This window comes from Xanthomonas boreopolis (genome assembly GCF_046529185.1).
GTDB classification, from domain to species: domain Bacteria; phylum Pseudomonadota; class Gammaproteobacteria; order Xanthomonadales; family Xanthomonadaceae; genus Pseudomonas_S; species Pseudomonas_S boreopolis.
The window spans coordinates 4,258,945-4,273,750 of the sequence record NZ_CP097162.1 but is presented as its reverse complement, the minus strand read 5'-3'; the positions used below and the strand labels follow the sequence as shown (position 1 = coordinate 4,273,750).

15 protein-coding genes are annotated in these 14,806 nt (G+C 69.4%); 13 read left to right on the top strand and 2 right to left on the bottom strand.

What is annotated here, in order from left to right; translation table 11 throughout:
- Positions 1-11: 11 nt before the first annotated feature.
- The 5 genes from M3M27_RS19175 (at position 12) to M3M27_RS19155 (ending at position 5,699) form a co-directional block, all read left to right on the top strand.
- Entirely contained in the window at positions 12-1,388 is a 1,377-nt protein-coding gene (locus M3M27_RS19175) for a DcaP family trimeric outer membrane transporter (RefSeq protein WP_140727512.1), read from the top strand.
- A gap of 90 nt (positions 1,389-1,478) precedes the next feature.
- Complete coding sequence (locus M3M27_RS19170) at positions 1,479-3,140, top strand: MFS transporter (protein ID WP_434026652.1); 1,662 nt, start codon at positions 1,479-1,481, stop codon at positions 3,138-3,140.
- 125 nt (positions 3,141-3,265) lie between these two features.
- A complete protein-coding gene (locus tag M3M27_RS19165; protein WP_434026651.1) occupies positions 3,266-4,402 on the top strand; it encodes a DUF6306 domain-containing protein in 1,137 nt (378 codons plus the stop codon).
- A gap of 106 nt (positions 4,403-4,508) precedes the next feature.
- Entirely contained in the window at positions 4,509-5,279 is a 771-nt protein-coding gene (gene xth / locus M3M27_RS19160) for an exodeoxyribonuclease III (RefSeq protein WP_434026650.1), read from the top strand.
- Positions 5,280-5,282: 3 nt separating this feature from the next.
- Positions 5,283-5,699, top strand: coding sequence for a GFA family protein (locus M3M27_RS19155; protein WP_140727522.1), 417 nt, complete (start codon positions 5,283-5,285; stop codon positions 5,697-5,699).
- Positions 5,700-5,760: 61 nt separating this feature from the next.
- Here the strand turns inward: M3M27_RS19155 and M3M27_RS19150 are convergent, their stop codons facing one another.
- Positions 5,761-6,012, bottom strand: coding sequence for a GlsB/YeaQ/YmgE family stress response membrane protein (locus tag M3M27_RS19150; RefSeq protein WP_140727524.1), 252 nt, complete (start codon positions 6,010-6,012; stop codon positions 5,761-5,763).
- Positions 6,013-6,150: 138 nt separating this feature from the next.
- On the opposite strand from M3M27_RS19150, the gene M3M27_RS19145 reads away from it, so the two are divergent.
- Entirely contained in the window at positions 6,151-6,747 is a 597-nt protein-coding gene (locus M3M27_RS19145) for a 4'-phosphopantetheinyl transferase family protein (RefSeq protein WP_434028052.1), read from the top strand.
- An 896-nt stretch (positions 6,748-7,643) separates the two neighbouring features.
- On the opposite strand, the gene M3M27_RS19140 is transcribed toward M3M27_RS19145, so the two are convergent.
- Positions 7,644-9,200: an alkaline phosphatase D family protein gene (locus tag M3M27_RS19140; RefSeq protein WP_434026649.1), complete on the bottom strand. Its 1,557-nt coding sequence runs from the start codon at positions 9,198-9,200 to the stop codon at positions 7,644-7,646.
- A 102-nt stretch (positions 9,201-9,302) separates the two neighbouring features.
- On the opposite strand from M3M27_RS19140, the gene rsmG reads away from it, so the two are divergent.
- From rsmG to M3M27_RS19105, 7 genes are all read left to right on the top strand, one after another.
- Positions 9,303-9,944 (top strand): 16S rRNA (guanine(527)-N(7))-methyltransferase RsmG, encoded by a 642-nt coding sequence (gene rsmG, locus M3M27_RS19135; RefSeq protein ID WP_434026648.1) that lies wholly within the window; start codon positions 9,303-9,305, stop codon positions 9,942-9,944.
- Between the two features lie 224 nt (positions 9,945-10,168).
- Positions 10,169-10,966, top strand: coding sequence for a ParA family protein (locus M3M27_RS19130; protein ID WP_140727532.1), 798 nt, complete (start codon positions 10,169-10,171; stop codon positions 10,964-10,966).
- Entirely contained in the window at positions 10,966-11,886 is a 921-nt protein-coding gene (locus tag M3M27_RS19125; protein ID WP_434026646.1) for a ParB/RepB/Spo0J family partition protein, read from the top strand. The genes M3M27_RS19130 and M3M27_RS19125 overlap by 1 nt, the downstream gene beginning before the upstream one ends.
- A gap of 84 nt (positions 11,887-11,970) precedes the next feature.
- A complete protein-coding gene (locus M3M27_RS19120) occupies positions 11,971-12,936 on the top strand; it encodes an NAD-dependent epimerase/dehydratase family protein (RefSeq protein ID WP_434026645.1) in 966 nt (321 codons plus the stop codon).
- 76 nt (positions 12,937-13,012) lie between these two features.
- Complete coding sequence (locus tag M3M27_RS19115) at positions 13,013-13,735, top strand: glycosyltransferase family 2 protein (RefSeq protein WP_140727538.1); 723 nt, start codon at positions 13,013-13,015, stop codon at positions 13,733-13,735.
- A 1-nt stretch (position 13,736) separates the two neighbouring features.
- Positions 13,737-14,078 (top strand): lipid-A-disaccharide synthase N-terminal domain-containing protein, encoded by a 342-nt coding sequence (locus M3M27_RS19110; protein ID WP_140727540.1) that lies wholly within the window; start codon positions 13,737-13,739, stop codon positions 14,076-14,078.
- A 231-nt stretch (positions 14,079-14,309) separates the two neighbouring features.
- Positions 14,310-14,804: an REP-associated tyrosine transposase gene (locus tag M3M27_RS19105; RefSeq protein ID WP_434026644.1), complete on the top strand. Its 495-nt coding sequence runs from the start codon at positions 14,310-14,312 to the stop codon at positions 14,802-14,804.
- The last annotated feature ends 2 nt before the right edge of the window (positions 14,805-14,806 follow it).

Below are 14,806 nucleotides of genomic sequence, written 5' to 3'. Positions count from 1 at the left end.
GGGAGGGAGTAATGAACATCCGCATCGCGTCGCAGGCGCGCCGGCCGCTGGCCGTCGCGTTGTTGTTCGCTCTGGCTGCACCGGGGGCCGCATTCGCCGAGACGGCGAGGGAAAAGGCGCTGGAGGCGCGCGTGGCCGAACTGGAACGCCAGGTGCAGCTGCTGCTGTCCGCGCAGCAGCAACAGCAAGGGCAGATCACGCAGGCCCAGAGCCAGATCACCGAGGTCAAGGCCGCGCAGGCCGCCCAGCCCGCCACGCCGGCGGTGCCGGCCGGCAAGCAGCCGATCCAGGTGACCACGATCACGCCCGGGGCCGCGCCCGGCACCACGTTCAAGGTCGGCGGCTTCATCAAGGCCGACTTCCTGGCCACCCGCACCGGCGACGGCCAGCTGGCCGACGACGCCACCGGCCGCGCGCTGTACCTGCCAGGCCAGACCCCGGTCGGCGGCAGGTCCTCGGGCACCGACTACAACGCGCACGCCAAGTTCTCGCGCATCAACTTCGGCGTGGACAGCGTGACCGAGGGCGGCAACAAGGCCGGCGCGCTGGTCGAGCTGGACTTCTTCGGCAATTCGCTGGGCAACCAGACCGCCACCAACACCTACGGCGCGACCTTGCGCCACGCCTACATGTACTGGAACAACTGGCTGGCCGGCCAGACCTGGTCCAACTTCATGGACCCGGCCTCGCTGCCGGAGGCGGCCGACTTCATCGGCCCCACCGACGGCGTGATCTTCGTGCGGCAGGCGCAGGTCCGCTACACCAAGGGCGGTTTCAGCATCGCGCTGGAGAACCCGGAGACCACGCTGATCGGCGGCTCCAGCTCCGACCGCGGCGCGCTGCCCGACCTGACCCTGCGCTACGGCTGGAAGGGCGACTGGGGCACGTTCGGCATCGGCGGCCTGGTGCGCCAGCTCAAGGTCGACAACAACACGACCGGCGCCGACGACAGCAAGATCGCCGGCGGCCTGACCCTGGGCGGCAAGTGGGTGGCCGGGGACAGCGACAGCCTGGTCTACCAGCTGACCGGCGGCGAGGGCATCGCCCGCTACATCGGCCTGGGCATCACCCAGGACGCGGTCTACGACGCGGCCGACCGCAGCCTGGATTCGACCGGGGTTCTGGCCGGCTTCGTCGGCTGGCGGCACCAGTTCACGCCCAAGCTGCGCACCAACCTGATCTATGCGCGCAGCGACTACGACAACGACGTCGCCCTGACCGGCACCGGCGTGACCAAGAGCGTGCAGAGCATCCGCGGCAACATCTTCTACTCGCCCCTGCCCAAGGTCGACGTCGGCGCCGAGCTGATGTACGGCAAGCGCGAGATCGAGAGCGGGGCCAAGGGCGACATCACCCGGTTGCAGTTCACTACCAAGTACAGCTTCTGAGGTTCCCGGCGGCGGCGCGGCGCAGCGCCGCCGCCACGACCTTCGCGACTTCCACAATTCGCTAGATAACGCTTCGGAGGGGAAGCTCCCATGTCCAGCACTACCGCCAATACCGGCCAGCCGGCCGTGCTTACCCAGGGTCACAAGAAGGTGATCTTCGCCTCGTCCCTGGGCACCGTCTTCGAGTGGTACGACTTCTACCTGTACGGATCGCTCGCGGCGATCATCGCCAAGCAGTTCTTCAGCGGCGTCAACGAGACCACCGGCTTCATCTTCGCGCTGCTGGCCTTTGCCGCCGGCTTCGCGGTGCGTCCGTTCGGCGCGGCGTTCTTCGGCAGCCTCGGCGACCGCATCGGCCGCAAGTACACCTTCCTGGTCACCATCCTGCTGATGGGCATGTCGACCTTCATCGTCGGCATCCTGCCCAACTACGCCAGCATCGGCATCGCCGCGCCGATCATCCTGATCGTGCTGCGCCTGGCGCAGGGCCTGGCGCTGGGCGGCGAGTACGGCGGCGCGGCCACCTACGTGGCCGAGCACGCCCCGCACGGCAAGCGCGGCCTGTACACCAGCTTCATCCAGACCACCGCCACGCTCGGCCTGTTCCTGTCGCTGCTGGTGATCCTGGGCACGCGCATGTGGCTGGGCACCGAGGCCTTCGAGGCCTGGGGCTGGCGCATCCCGTTCCTGGTGTCGATCGTGCTGCTGGGCGTGTCGGTGTGGATCCGCCTGCAGCTGAGCGAGTCGCCGCTGTTCCAGCAGATGAAGTCCGAGGGCAAGGGCTCCAAGACGCCGTTCCGCGACAGCATCAAGGGCGGCAACCTGGGCATGATGCTGCTGGTCCTGCTCGGCGCCACCGCCGGCCAGGCCGTGGTGTGGTACGGCGGCCAGTTCTACTCGCTGTTCTTCCTCACCCAGACGCTCAAGGTCGACGGCACCACCGCCAACCTGCTCATCGCCGCGGCGTTGGCGCTGGCCACCCCGTTCTTCGTGGTGTTCGGCTGGCTCTCGGACAAGATCGGCCGCAAGAAGATCATCTTGGCCGGCTGCCTGCTGGCCGCGGTCACCTACATGCCGATCTTCAAGGGCCTGACCCACTTCGCCAACCCGGCGATCGAGGAAGCCCGCGCGCAGTCGCCGGCCCTGGTCATCGCCGACCCGGCGACCTGCTCGTTCCAGTTCGACCCGATCGGCAAGAAGGTGTTCACCAACTCCTGCGACATCGCCGCCGCGGCGCTGGCCAAGGCCGGCATCCCGTACGAGATCCAGCCGGCGGCGCCAGGCTCGCTGGCGCAGGTCAGCATCGGCGGCACCGCCGTCGCGGCCTACGAGGGCGCCGGCCTGGGCAAGGACGAGGCCAAGGCCAAGGCCGATGCGTTCGGCAAGGAGCTCAAGGGCGCGCTGACCTCCGCCGGTTACCCGGAGAAGGCCGACCCGGCGCGGATCAACAAGCCGATGACGCTGGTGCTGCTGTGGATCCTGGTGATCTACGTGACCATGGTCTACGGCCCGATCGCCGCCTACCTGGTCGAGCTGTTCCCGACCCGCATCCGCTACACCTCGATGTCGCTGCCGTACCACATCGGCAACGGCTGGTTCGGCGGTTTCCTGCCGACCATCTCGTTCGCGTTGGTCGCGGCCACCGGCAACATGTACTACGGCCTGTGGTACCCGATCGGCATCGCGCTGCTGTCGGTGGTGATCGGCGGGCTGTTCCTGCGCGAGACCAAGGACGAGGACATCAGCAAGTAAGCGGCCGCGGCCGGACCGTTCCGGTCGTCCCGGCGCCGGCCCGCGAGGGCCGGCGCTCTTTCTTGGCGATTCCTGGTCAATCGGAGTCCGATCCCCGCAGTCCGATCCGGAACGACCGCGAGGGCATGCCCATGCCGCAAGGCGACGAAAGCGAACCCGTGTTGCTGCGCACGCCGCTGTGCGGCGCGCTCGGCTGCCGCCTTCCGCTGCTGCTGGCGGGTGCGCCAGCCGGAGCGGTCGCGGCGATGGCGCAAGCAGGCGGATTCGGCCTGCTCGACGCGGGCGGCGTGCCGGCCGGGCGGCTCGGCGCGGAGATCGCGTGCCTGCGCGGCCGGATCGGCCGCCGGTTCGGCGTGCAGCTCCCCGCGGTGGATGCGGGGCCGTGGCTCGACGCCTGCATCGAACAGGACGTCGCCTGCGTCCTCGGCGGGATGCCCGGCGCCGCGGTCGCCCGGCTGCACGATGCCGGCATCCTCGCGGCCCGGTGCGTCGCTTCGGCGACCGAGGCCTGCTTGGCGCAGGACGCCGGGATCGACCTCTTGATCGTCCGCGACGATCCGGACGAAAACCCGTCGCGGCCATGGACCCGGCTGGAGCAGGTACTGGCCATCGCCGGCACGCCCGTGGCGGCCTGCGTGCGCACGGACGACGCGGCCGGCATCGCGGATGCGCTCCGGCACGGCGCGCAGGCGGCGCTGCTCGGTCCGCCGTCGCTCGCGGGCGAACCGGTGGTGGGACGCATCGAGCGCCTGGCCACCGAGGCGGCCAGGCGCTTGCGGCGCATGGAGGAAACCCAGGTGGAGGTGGCCTCGCCGGCCTGCTATCTCACCGAACTCGGCCTGGACCAGGACGCCCGCGCCCGCCGCGGCCGGATCGTCGCCTCGCTGCGGGCCCTGCTCGATGCCGAGCGCATCGTCGCGCGACTCGCGCTGCGCTGCGCCGCCGAGTCCGAGCAAGCACGGGAGCTTGCCCTGATGGCGATTCACCGCGACGCCGTGGCAGGATGCGCCAGGCTGGTCCGCGCCATCCGCGGATTGCAGGCGTCGCCGGGCACGGCGACGGGCGCTTCCGGCAGCGCAGCCCTGGACGCCATCGACCCGCGCGAGCGCCTGCGCCTGCTCGCCCGCGAGCGAGCCCGGGCGGTCGCGGTATTGCGCGAACTGGTCCCGCAGCTGGACGACCCGGGCCTGCGCGACGACCTCGCCGCGATGCTGGACGCGCACGCATCGGACCTCGGCGAAGCGGACGAACCGCGCAGCTGAGTCCCGCCGGACGGCACGCGATCGGTCCGGCGACGCGCCGGGTCTGGCAGAATCGCCCGGCGCCGCCCCCGGCGCACTCCTTCATACGCACAACGGATACCCGCCCATGCGCATCGCCAGCTGGAACGTCAACTCGCTCAACGTGCGCCTGCCGCACCTGGAGCGCTGGCTGGCGGACTTCGCCCCGGACGTGGTCGGGATCCAGGAAACCAAGCTGGAGGACCACAAGTTCCCGGACAGCGAGCTGGCCGCGCTGGGCTACCGCAGCGTGTTCGCCGGGCAGAAGACCTACAACGGCGTGGCGATCCTCGCGCGCGAGCCGGTGCAGGACGTGCAGGTCGGCATTCCCGGCTTCGAGGACGAGCAGAAGCGGGCGATCGCCGCGACGGTCGGCGACCTGCGCATCGTCAACCTGTACGTGGTCAACGGCCAGGACGTGGATACCGAGAAGTACGCCTACAAGCTGCGCTGGCTCGACGCGGTGCGCGGTTGGTTGGGCGAGGAGCTGCAGCGCCATCCCAAGCTGGTGGTGCTGGGCGATTTCAACATCGCGCCCGATGCGCGCGACGTGCACGACCCGGCGATCTGGAACGACAACCACATCCTGACCTCGACCGCCGAGCGCGGCGCGCTGAACAAGCTGCTCGCGCTCGGCCTGCACGACGGCTTCCGGCTGCACAACGACCAGGCCGGGGTGTTCAGCTGGTGGGACTACCGCGCGGCGGGTTTCCGCCGCGACCTCGGCCTGCGCATCGACCTGACCCTGGTGTCCGATGCGCTCAGGGCCCGGGCCATCGCCTCGGGCGTCGATCGCGAGCCGCGCACCTGGGACCGTCCCAGCGACCATGCGCCGGCCTGGGTGCAATTGGAGGGCTGAGCGATGCCGCGCGAACGCGTGCAGGTACGCGAAGTCGGCGGCGTGCCGGTCGGGCCGGTGCACCTCGCGCGCTGCCATTGCGGCGCGGTGGTGCTGGAACTGCAGTTGCCCGATGGGATCGTCGACCCGCGCCGCTGCAATTGCTCGATGTGCCGGCGCCGCGGCGCGATCGTCGCCTCGGTGCCGCTGTCCGGGCTGGCCGTGCTGCAGGGCGGTGAGGCGTTGCGCAAGTACCAGTTCAACACCTTCACCGCCGAGCACTACTTCTGCGGCACCTGCGGCATCTACACGCATCACCGGCGGCGCTCGAACCCGAACGAGTACGGTTACAACGTAGGCTGCCTGGAAGGCGTGGATCCCTACGCGCTGGCGGTGGCGGTGCCGGTCGAGGACGGCGTGCACCACCCTGCGGACCGGTGAGGCGGTGCAGCGGAAAAGCCCCGGCGTGCCGGGGCTTTTCCATGCATCCGCGCGGTGGCCGTCAGCGCACCCGGCCGCGCGTGAACAGGTTGACGATGGCCAGCAGGATCACCGCGCCGACGATCGACCAGATGAAGGTCCATAGCGTGATCGCTTCGTTGATGCCGCCACCGAACAGCCAGCCTGCGATCAACGCGCCGATGATGCCGACCACGATGTTCAGGATGATGCCCTGCTGTGCATCGCGGCGCATGATGATGCTGGCGAGCCAGCCCACGATGCCGCCTACGATCAGCCAGATGATGATGCCCATGCCCGAATCTCCTCCTCGTTGTTCCGCCCCGGGACGGGTGCGGCACCGCCATTCAACGCGCGCCTTCGTGAAGTGCCCGTCGAATGGCGCCGTGCACCATGGCCGGCGGCTCGCCGCCGTGGAGCCGGCGTGAAGGCGATGCAGGCGCGGTCCGGCGAGTGGACGTTCGGCCCGGTGCGGGTCTGGCTGCGGCCGCACGTGCCCGGCGAGCGCGGGGAGCCGCAGGCGCGGGTGCTGCTCGGCCAGGCGTTGGCGATGGCGCCGGAAGCGTTGCCGCTGACGCGCGACGAACGCGGCCGGCCCTGGTTCCTGCCGCCGCTGGCGCATGTCGGCACCGGTTGGAGCCACAGCGGCACGCAGTTGCTGGTGGGGCTGGGCGAGCGGATGAGGCTGGGCGTGGACCTGGAACGGTTGCGTCCGCGTCCGCGCATGCGTGAGGTGGCGCAGCGCTTCTTCCACCCGGAGGAGACGGCGTGGCTGGCCGGGCTCGACGACGAATCCCACGCGGGTTGGTTCTTCCGGCTCTGGTGTGCCAAGGAGGCGCTGTTGAAGGCGCACGGCCATGGGCTGTCGTTCGGGCTGCATCGGCTGCGCTTCGTCGAGCGCGACGGTGCGCTGGAGCTGGATTGGTGCGATCCGGCGTTGGGCGAGGCAAGGCGTTGGCATCTGCAGGAGTGGCAGGCGACGCCGGAGTATCGGGCGGCCTTGGCTTGGTATCCGGATGTGGATGGATAGTGGGGTTTTTCGCTTTTCTGACGAGTCGTTTTTCTCTCGTTGTTGCCGTGAAGGTGTGGGTGGCGGAGGCAGCGGCTTTCTGGCCGTCCGGTCTCCGTTATTCCACTACTGTCATTCCCGGGAAGCGCCTTTCAGCAGCTGGATGGCTGATCCTCCAGAGACTTTTCCGTTCTTTATCCGATCTACGCTATCTCTCTATCGTCATTCCCGCGAAGGCGGGAGGCGCCTTTCAGCAGCCGAACGGCTGATCATCCAGGGACTTTGCTTTTGGCTTTTTGGGTCTTTATCGAGAAGGCAAAAGCTTTCGCTTTTGGCGAGTCACTTTTCTTTGCTTGTGCACGTGCGCCGCGGGAGCGGCGCCGCACGGCGAAGCCGGCCCGAAGGGCGCGGCACAAGGATGTGCCGCGTAAAGAAAAGTAACCAAAAGAAGCGCTTCACAGCAGCCGAAGCGCTTCACAACAGCCGAATGGCTGGTCATGGCTGATCAAGCACACCCCGCCTGCGCGCCCGAAGCTTTGCTGCGGGTCCGCGGAGCCAACGGGATTTTTCGACGCGACTCGTCCGCTATGCGGCCGAGCCCTGGGCATTCGCCGCGCGGCGAATGCCCGCGTGCCGGGGCGAAGCAGTGCTTCGCCTTTTTCCGGCGAGCCCATGTGCGCCGCCCCTTCGGGGTTTTCTCCACCGTCTCCGCCGCTTCGGAGGGGCCCGCGCCGCAGTGACATTCGTGGGCCGTGGAGGTTGGCGCGCCGCTGCGCGAGGAGGCCTTACCCAATCCAAAGCAAAATCACTGGCAACAACAACAACAACAACAACAACAACAACAGCAACAACAGCAACAGCAACAACAGCAACAGCCGCAATTGCAGCCTTAGCCGCGGTCATCACGTCATGCCGGCTCAGACCCATGCCGTCAATGCCTTGCTGAACTGCACCGCTCCGTCCAGGTCGCGTAGCGTCACCGTCATCGCGGCGCTGGCCGCATCGATCTCGATCTCGCCGAAGAACTGGAAACCGGCCAGCGGCGAGGCGTTCGGCGCCGGCGGAGCCTTCTGGAACACCACCTGCGGGCCGAAGGTCGCGTCCAATGCATTGGGGCCGAAGCTGCCGGCGTTGAGCGGGCCTGCGACGAACTCCCAGAACGGCTCGAAGTCGGAGAACGCGGCCTTGCCCGGGTCGTAGTAGTGCGCCGCGCAGTAGTGCACGTCGGCGGTGATCCAGACCGTATTGCGGATCCGCCGCCGGGAGACGAAGCGCAACAGATCGGCGATCTCCAGCTCGCGCCCGCGCGGTGCGCCCGGGTCGCCGTTGGCGATGGCCTCCCAGCGCGGCTGGCCGTCGTCGCCGCGGCCGTCCGGTACCTGCAGGCCGATCGGCATGTCGGCGGCGATCAGCTTCCAGGTGGCGCGGGAGGCCGCCAGTCCGCGCTTGAGCCATGCCAGCTGCTCCGGACCCAGGAACCAGGCGGCGGGAGCGGGGCCGGCCTGCAGGTTGGCGCCGTTGGCGCCGCGGTAGCTGCGCATGTCCAGCACGAACACGTCCAGCAGCGGGCCGTAGGGGATGCGGCGATAGATGCGGCCCTGGCCGTCGGCGTCGATGCGGCGCAGCGGTGCGTACTCCAGGAACGCCTGCCGTGCCCGGCGCGACAGCGTGGCGATGTCGCGCACCGCGGCGTACTCCGGGCCCAGCACCTTGCCCGGCGACCAGTTGTTGACCGTCTCGTGGTCGTCCCATTGCCAGACCTGGGCGACCTCGGCGTTGAAGCCGCGCAGGTTGGAATCCAGCAGGTTGTAGCGGTAGTTGCCGCGGAACTCGTCCAGGGTCTCGGCGACCTTGTCCTTGGCGGGGTGGGTCAGGTTGCGCCAGCGCTTGCCGTCCTCGACGGTCAGTTCGGCCGGCACCGGGCCGTCGGCGTAGATCGTGTCGCCGCTATGGACGAACAGGTCGGGCTGGCGCTGGCGCATCGCCTCGTAGATGCGCATGCCGCCGATGTCGGGGTTGATCCCGTAGCCCTGGCCGACGGTGTCGCCGCTCCACAGCACGCGCAGGTCGCGCGGCCGGTCCGGGGCGGTGCGCAATTTCCCGGCCACCGGCTCGCTGAGCGCACCGTTGTGCAGGTCCTCGAAGCGCACGCGGTAGCAGATCGTCTGGCCCGGCGGCAGGCCGGACAGGTCCAGCCGTGCGGTGAAGTCGCCGTCCGGCGTGGCGACCGGCCCGGCGATGCGGCGCGCCCCGGCCAGGCTTTCGCGGGTGTCCCACTCCACCCACAGCCGCGCGGGGCGGTCGCAGCGGCTCCAGACGATGGCGCGGTCGCCCAGCGCGTCGCCGGCCTGCACGCCGTCGGTGATCGCCGGGCGGCCTAGCGGCGCCGCCCAGCCGCGGCGCGCCAGGGTCGGCAGCAGCAGGCCGGCGCCCAGACCCTGCAACAGGCGGCGGCGGGTGGCGATCGGTGGCATGGCGGACTCCGCGGGGTGGGGCTCCCGGTATAGCGCGGGGTTCTTGCCCGGAAAAGTCCGGCGGGCAGGCGGGATCGGGAGCGCGCCTGCGATAATCCGCCGATGAACGACGCTTCCCTCCCCCCCGAGGTCCAGGCCGACCTCGCGCACGGCCTGCACCAGCTCGGCCTCGATGCCGCCTTCGCCGGCCCGCTGCTGGCCTACCTGGCGCTGCTGGCGCGCTGGAACCGCACCTACAACCTGACCGCGATCCGCGACCCGCGCGAGATGGTGGTGCGGCACCTGCTCGATTCGCTGGCGATGCGCCCGTACATCGAGTCCGGCACCCTGGCCGATCTCGGCACCGGCCCCGGCCTGCCGGGAATCCCGCTGGCGATCACCCGGCCGCAACTGCGGGTGACGCTGGTGGAGAGCAACGGCAAGAAGGCCCGCTTCATGCGCGAAGCGGTGCGCCAGCTCGGCCTGGGCAACGCCCGCGTGGCCGAGTCGCGCGCCGAGGCGCTGGACGAGCCGGCCGCCTACGACCACCTGACCGCGCGCGCGCTGGACACGCTGGACGGGATCGTCGCCGTCGGCGGCCACCTGCTGAAGCCCGGCGGCACCCTGCTGGCGATGAAGGGCGTGTACCCGCACGAGGAGATCGCCGCCTTGCCGGCCGGCTGGCGCGTGCAGGACGTGCACCCGCTGCAGGTGCCGGGCCTGGACGGCGAGCGGCACCTGGTGGTGGTGGGCAAGCAGGCGTGAAGCGGAAGGCAGTGCCGTTGCGGGAAGAACTTCAGTCCCGACGGGGCTTTACCGGCAAAGCCCGCCGGGACTGAAGCCCCTCCCAAAGGGACCCTGAAGGAGCCGGCCCCATGGACCGCGGCAGGGAATGCGATCCGCCGCGCCTGCCGCGCCGGGATTTCCCCGATCCCGCCCCCAGCCCGCATAATGCCCGGTCCTAACTCCTGCCCGCGAGGCTCCCCTGCATGGCCCGGATCATCGCCATTGCCAACCAGAAAGGCGGCGTCGGCAAGACCACCACGGCGGTCAACCTGGCGGCCGGCTTGGCGCGCGCGCCCAAGCGCGTGCTGCTGGTGGACCTGGACGCGCAGGGCAATGCGACGATGGGCAGCGGCGTGGACAAGCGCGAGCTGGCCGCCTCCACCTGCGACCTGCTGCTGGGCGAGAACAGCGCCGCCGAGATCCGGGTCGAGGCCGCCGAGGGCTACGACCTGCTGCCGGGCAACATCGACCTCACCGCCGCCGAGATCCAGCTGATGGAGCAGGGCGAGCGCGAGCAGCGCCTGAAGCGCGCGCTGGCGCCGATCCGCGACGAGTACGACTTCATCCTGATCGACTGCCCGCCGGCGCTGTCGCTGCTGACCCTCAACGCGCTGACCGCGGCCGACTCGGTGATCGTGCCGATGCAGTGCGAGTACTACGCACTGGAAGGCCTGTCGGCGCTGCTGGAGACCATCGAGGCGCTGCGCGCCAGCCTCAATCCCTCGCTGGAGATCGAGGGCGTGCTGCGCACCATGTTCGACATCCGCAACAACCTGGCCAACGCGGTCTCGGCCGAACTGACCGAGCACTTCGGCGACAAGGTGTTCCGCACCATCGTGCCGCGCAACGTGCGCCTGGCCGAAGCGCCGAGCCATGGCCAGAGCATCATCGGTTACGACCGCACCTCGCGTGGCGGCGTGGCCTACCTGGGCCTGGCCGGCGAGATCATCCGCCGCCAGGCCGAACGCAACAGAACCGTACGGCCCGTGGAGATCGCCTGATGAGCAACAAGCCGAACCCTGCCAAGAAGCGCGGACTGGGCCGTGGCCTGGATGCGCTGCTGGGGCCCAAGGGCGCGGCCGCCGCGGCGCCGGTCACCACCGTCGAGGAACTGCAGCCGGGCGATTCGCTGCGCAACCTGCCGGTCGGGCAGCTGCAGCCGGGCAAGTACCAGCCGCGCCGCGAGATGGACGAGGCCAAGCTCGCCGAGCTGGCCGAATCGATCAAGGTGCAGGGCGTGATCCAGCCGATCGTCGCGCGCGAGCTGGCGCCGGGCAGCTTCGAGATCGTCGCCGGCGAGCGCCGCTGGCGCGCCTCGCAGCTGGCCGGCCTGGGCGAAGTGCCGGTGGTGGTGCGCGAACTGGACGACCGCACCGTCATCGCGATGGCGCTGATCGAGAACATCCAGCGCGAGGACCTCAATCCGCTGGAAGAGGCGCAGGCGCTGCAGCGGCTGATCGAGGAGTTCTCGCTGACCCATGCCGAGGCCGCCGAGGCGGTGGGCCGCTCGCGCGCGTCGGTGTCCAACCTGCTGCGCCTGCTCGAGCTGCCGATCGGCGTGCGCGTGCTGCTGGAGTCGCGCCGCCTGGAGATGGGCCACGCGCGCGCGCTGCTGACGCTGGCGCCGGAACTGGCCAGCAAGCTGGCGCAGGAGGCGGCCGACGAGGGCTGGTCGGTGCGCGAGGTCGAGCGCCGCGCCCAGGCCTTCGCCGCGGGCAAGGTGCCGAGCACGCGGCCGGCGCCGGCGCCGAAGACCCGCCAGGCCGACATCGCCTCGCTGGAAACGGAGCTGTCCGAAACGCTGGGCACCAAGGTGGCGATCAACCACGGCCGCGGCGGCAAGGGCAAGCTGGTCATCCACTACACCGACCTGGACATCCTCGACGGCGTGCTCGAGAAGCTGCGCGGCCGCGTCGAGTAAGCGTTCTTTCCCGCAGGCATTGCTTCGGATTTCACGTATGACCCTGCCCGCCACAGGCGCCGCCGCGCTTCCGGGACCGGCCCGATGAGCATCCTCGTCACCGGCGCGGCCGGCTTCATCGGCGCCTACACCTGCCGCGCGCTGGCCGCACGCGGCGAGCGCGTGGTTGGCCTGGACAACTACAACGACTACTACGACCCGCAGCTCAAGCGCGACCGGGTCGCCGCGCTGTGCCCGGGCGTGGACATCCGCACGCTCGACCTGGCCGACCGCGACGGCCTGGCCGCGCTGTTCGACGAAGTGCGGCCCACGCGCGTGGTGCACCTGGCCGCGCAGGCCGGCGTGCGTTACTCGCTGCAGAACCCGCACGCCTACGTCGAGTCCAACCTGGCCGGCTTCGTCAACGTGCTCGAGCTGTGCCGCCACCGCGGCGTCGCGCACCTGGTCTACGCCTCGAGCAGCTCGGTGTACGGGGACTCGGCGGTGCCGCCGTTCTCCGAGGACCAGCGCATCGACAAGCCGCGCTCGCTGTACGCGGCGACCAAGGCCGCCAACGAGCTGATGGCCTACACCTACGCGCAGCTGTACTTCCTGCGCGCGACCGGGCTGCGCTTCTTCACCGTCTACGGCCCCTGGGGCCGGCCGGACATGGCGCCGCTGATCTTCAGCCGCGCGGTGCTGGCAGGGCGCCCGATCGAGGTGTTCAACCACGGCCGGATGCAGCGCGATTTCACCTTCATCGACGACATCGTCGCGGGGGTGCTCGGCGCGCTGGCGCATCCTTCCGGGGAAGAGGTGCCGCACCGGGTGTTCAACCTGGGCAACCACACCCCCGTGGAGCTGGAGCGCTTCATCGCGGTGGTCGAGCAGGCCGCCGGGCGCCCGGCCGAGAAGGTCTACAAACCGATGCAGCCGGGTGACATGATCGCCACGATGGCCGACACCACGCGCGCGCAGGCCGCGTTCGGCTTCGATCCGGCCACGCCGATCGAGGCCGGCCTGCCGCAGGTGGTGGCCTGGTGCCGCGATTATTTCGGCGCCCGGGCATGACGCTTCATCCCCGGGTCACGCGAACCGGGGAAAATGCGCGGTCTTTTTCCATTGATCCAGCGACTGGCCGGAAACCATGAGCGAACCGCAACTGTCCGTCGTCGTCCCGGTGTTCAACGAACGCGACAACGTCGCGCCGCTGGTCGGCGAGATCGTCGCCGCGCTGCGCGGGCGGGTGGACTTCGAGATCGTCTACGTCGACGACGATTCGAAGGACGACACGTTGGCCGTGCTGCAATCGCTCAAGCCGGGCGCGCCCGAGCTGCGGGTGCTGCACCATGTCCACCAGAGCGGGCAGAGCACCGCGGTGCGCAACGGCGTGAAGGCCGCGCGCGCGCCCTGGGTGGCCACGCTCGACGGCGACGGCCAGAACGATCCGGCCGACATCCCCAAGCTGCTGGCCGCGCGCGATGCCGCCGGTCCCCAGGTCAAGCTGTTCGCCGGCTGGCGCGTCAACCGGCAGGATTCCGGGTCCAAGCGCTGGGCCAGCAAGTGGGCCAACGCGATCCGTTCGCGCATGCTGCGCGACGACACGCCCGACACCGGCTGCGGCATCAAGCTGTTCGAGCGCGCCGCGTTCCTCGACCTGCCGTACTTCGACCACATGCACCGCTTCCTGCCCGCGCTGATGCAGCGCGCCGGCTGGAAGACGGTGAGCGTGCCGGTCAACCATCGCCATCGCACCGCCGGGGTGTCCAAGTACAACAACCTCAACCGCGCCCTGGTCGGCATCCGCGACCTGCGCGGCGTGGCCTGGCTGATCGCGCGCAGCAAGCGCACCGCGGTGGAAGAGCGCTGAGATGGAACTGCACATCCTCGACCAGCCATTGACCTGGCTGTTCTGGACCGGCCTGCACGTCACCGGCTGGAAGCTGATCGGCTATGTCGGCGCGCTGATGTTCGGCGGGCGCTGGCTGGTGCAGTTCATCGCCTCCAAGCGCGCCGGCAAGCCGGTGATCCCGCGCCTGTTCTGGTACATGAGCGTGGTCGGCAGCCTGATGACGCTCAGCTATTTCATGTTCTCGGCCAAGCAGGACTCGGTCGGCGTGCTGCAGAACCTGTTTCCCGCCTTCACTGCGCTCTACAGCCTGTACCTGGACATCAAGCACCGCGGCTGGAAGCGGGACAAGGCCGGGCACTAGCCAAGGTCTCGTGCGGTCCTTGTGGGAGGGACTTCAGTCCCGACGGGCCTTTGTGCGGCCTTCTCCGCAGAATCCCGCACCTCCATGCGCAGGATTAAACGGAACGCTTGCCGAGGCTGAAATCCGTTCCGAAGAGATCGCGCCGGTGCGCCGTCCGAAGCGGGGAATCCCGACGGCGCGACACGACATGCCCCGACTGTGGTCTTTCGCACCCGGCGGCACGATCTGGGGATGGATATTCCCGGTCAATCGATTTCGCCTGGCTATTCCTCATTGCGACGCGGACGGTGCAGCGGGCCCGGCCGCATCTATCTGCTGACCACCGTCACCGAGGGGCGCGTGCCCCTGTTCGCGGATTGGCGCTGCGCCCAGGCCGTCGCGGCCTGCCTGATTTCCAAGGACACCTGGATCGAGGCGCGCTTGCTGTGTTGGGTGCTGATGCCCGACCACTGGCATGGTCTGCTGGAACTGGAGGGACATGCTTCCCTGGCCCGCGTGATGAAGCGCATGAAGGGACGCGCCGCCCGGGAAGTGAATCGCGCACGTGGCCGTGGCGGTGCGGTCTGGATGGAGGGTTTCCATGACCGTGCAGTGCGTGCGGAGGAAGACCTTCGTGCAATTGCCCGCTATGTGATCGCCAATCCGTTGCGTGCGGGCCTGGTGGGGAGCATCGGTCAATATCCGTATTGGGATGCCATATGGCTCGAAGGCCGGGAAAGGCCATGATC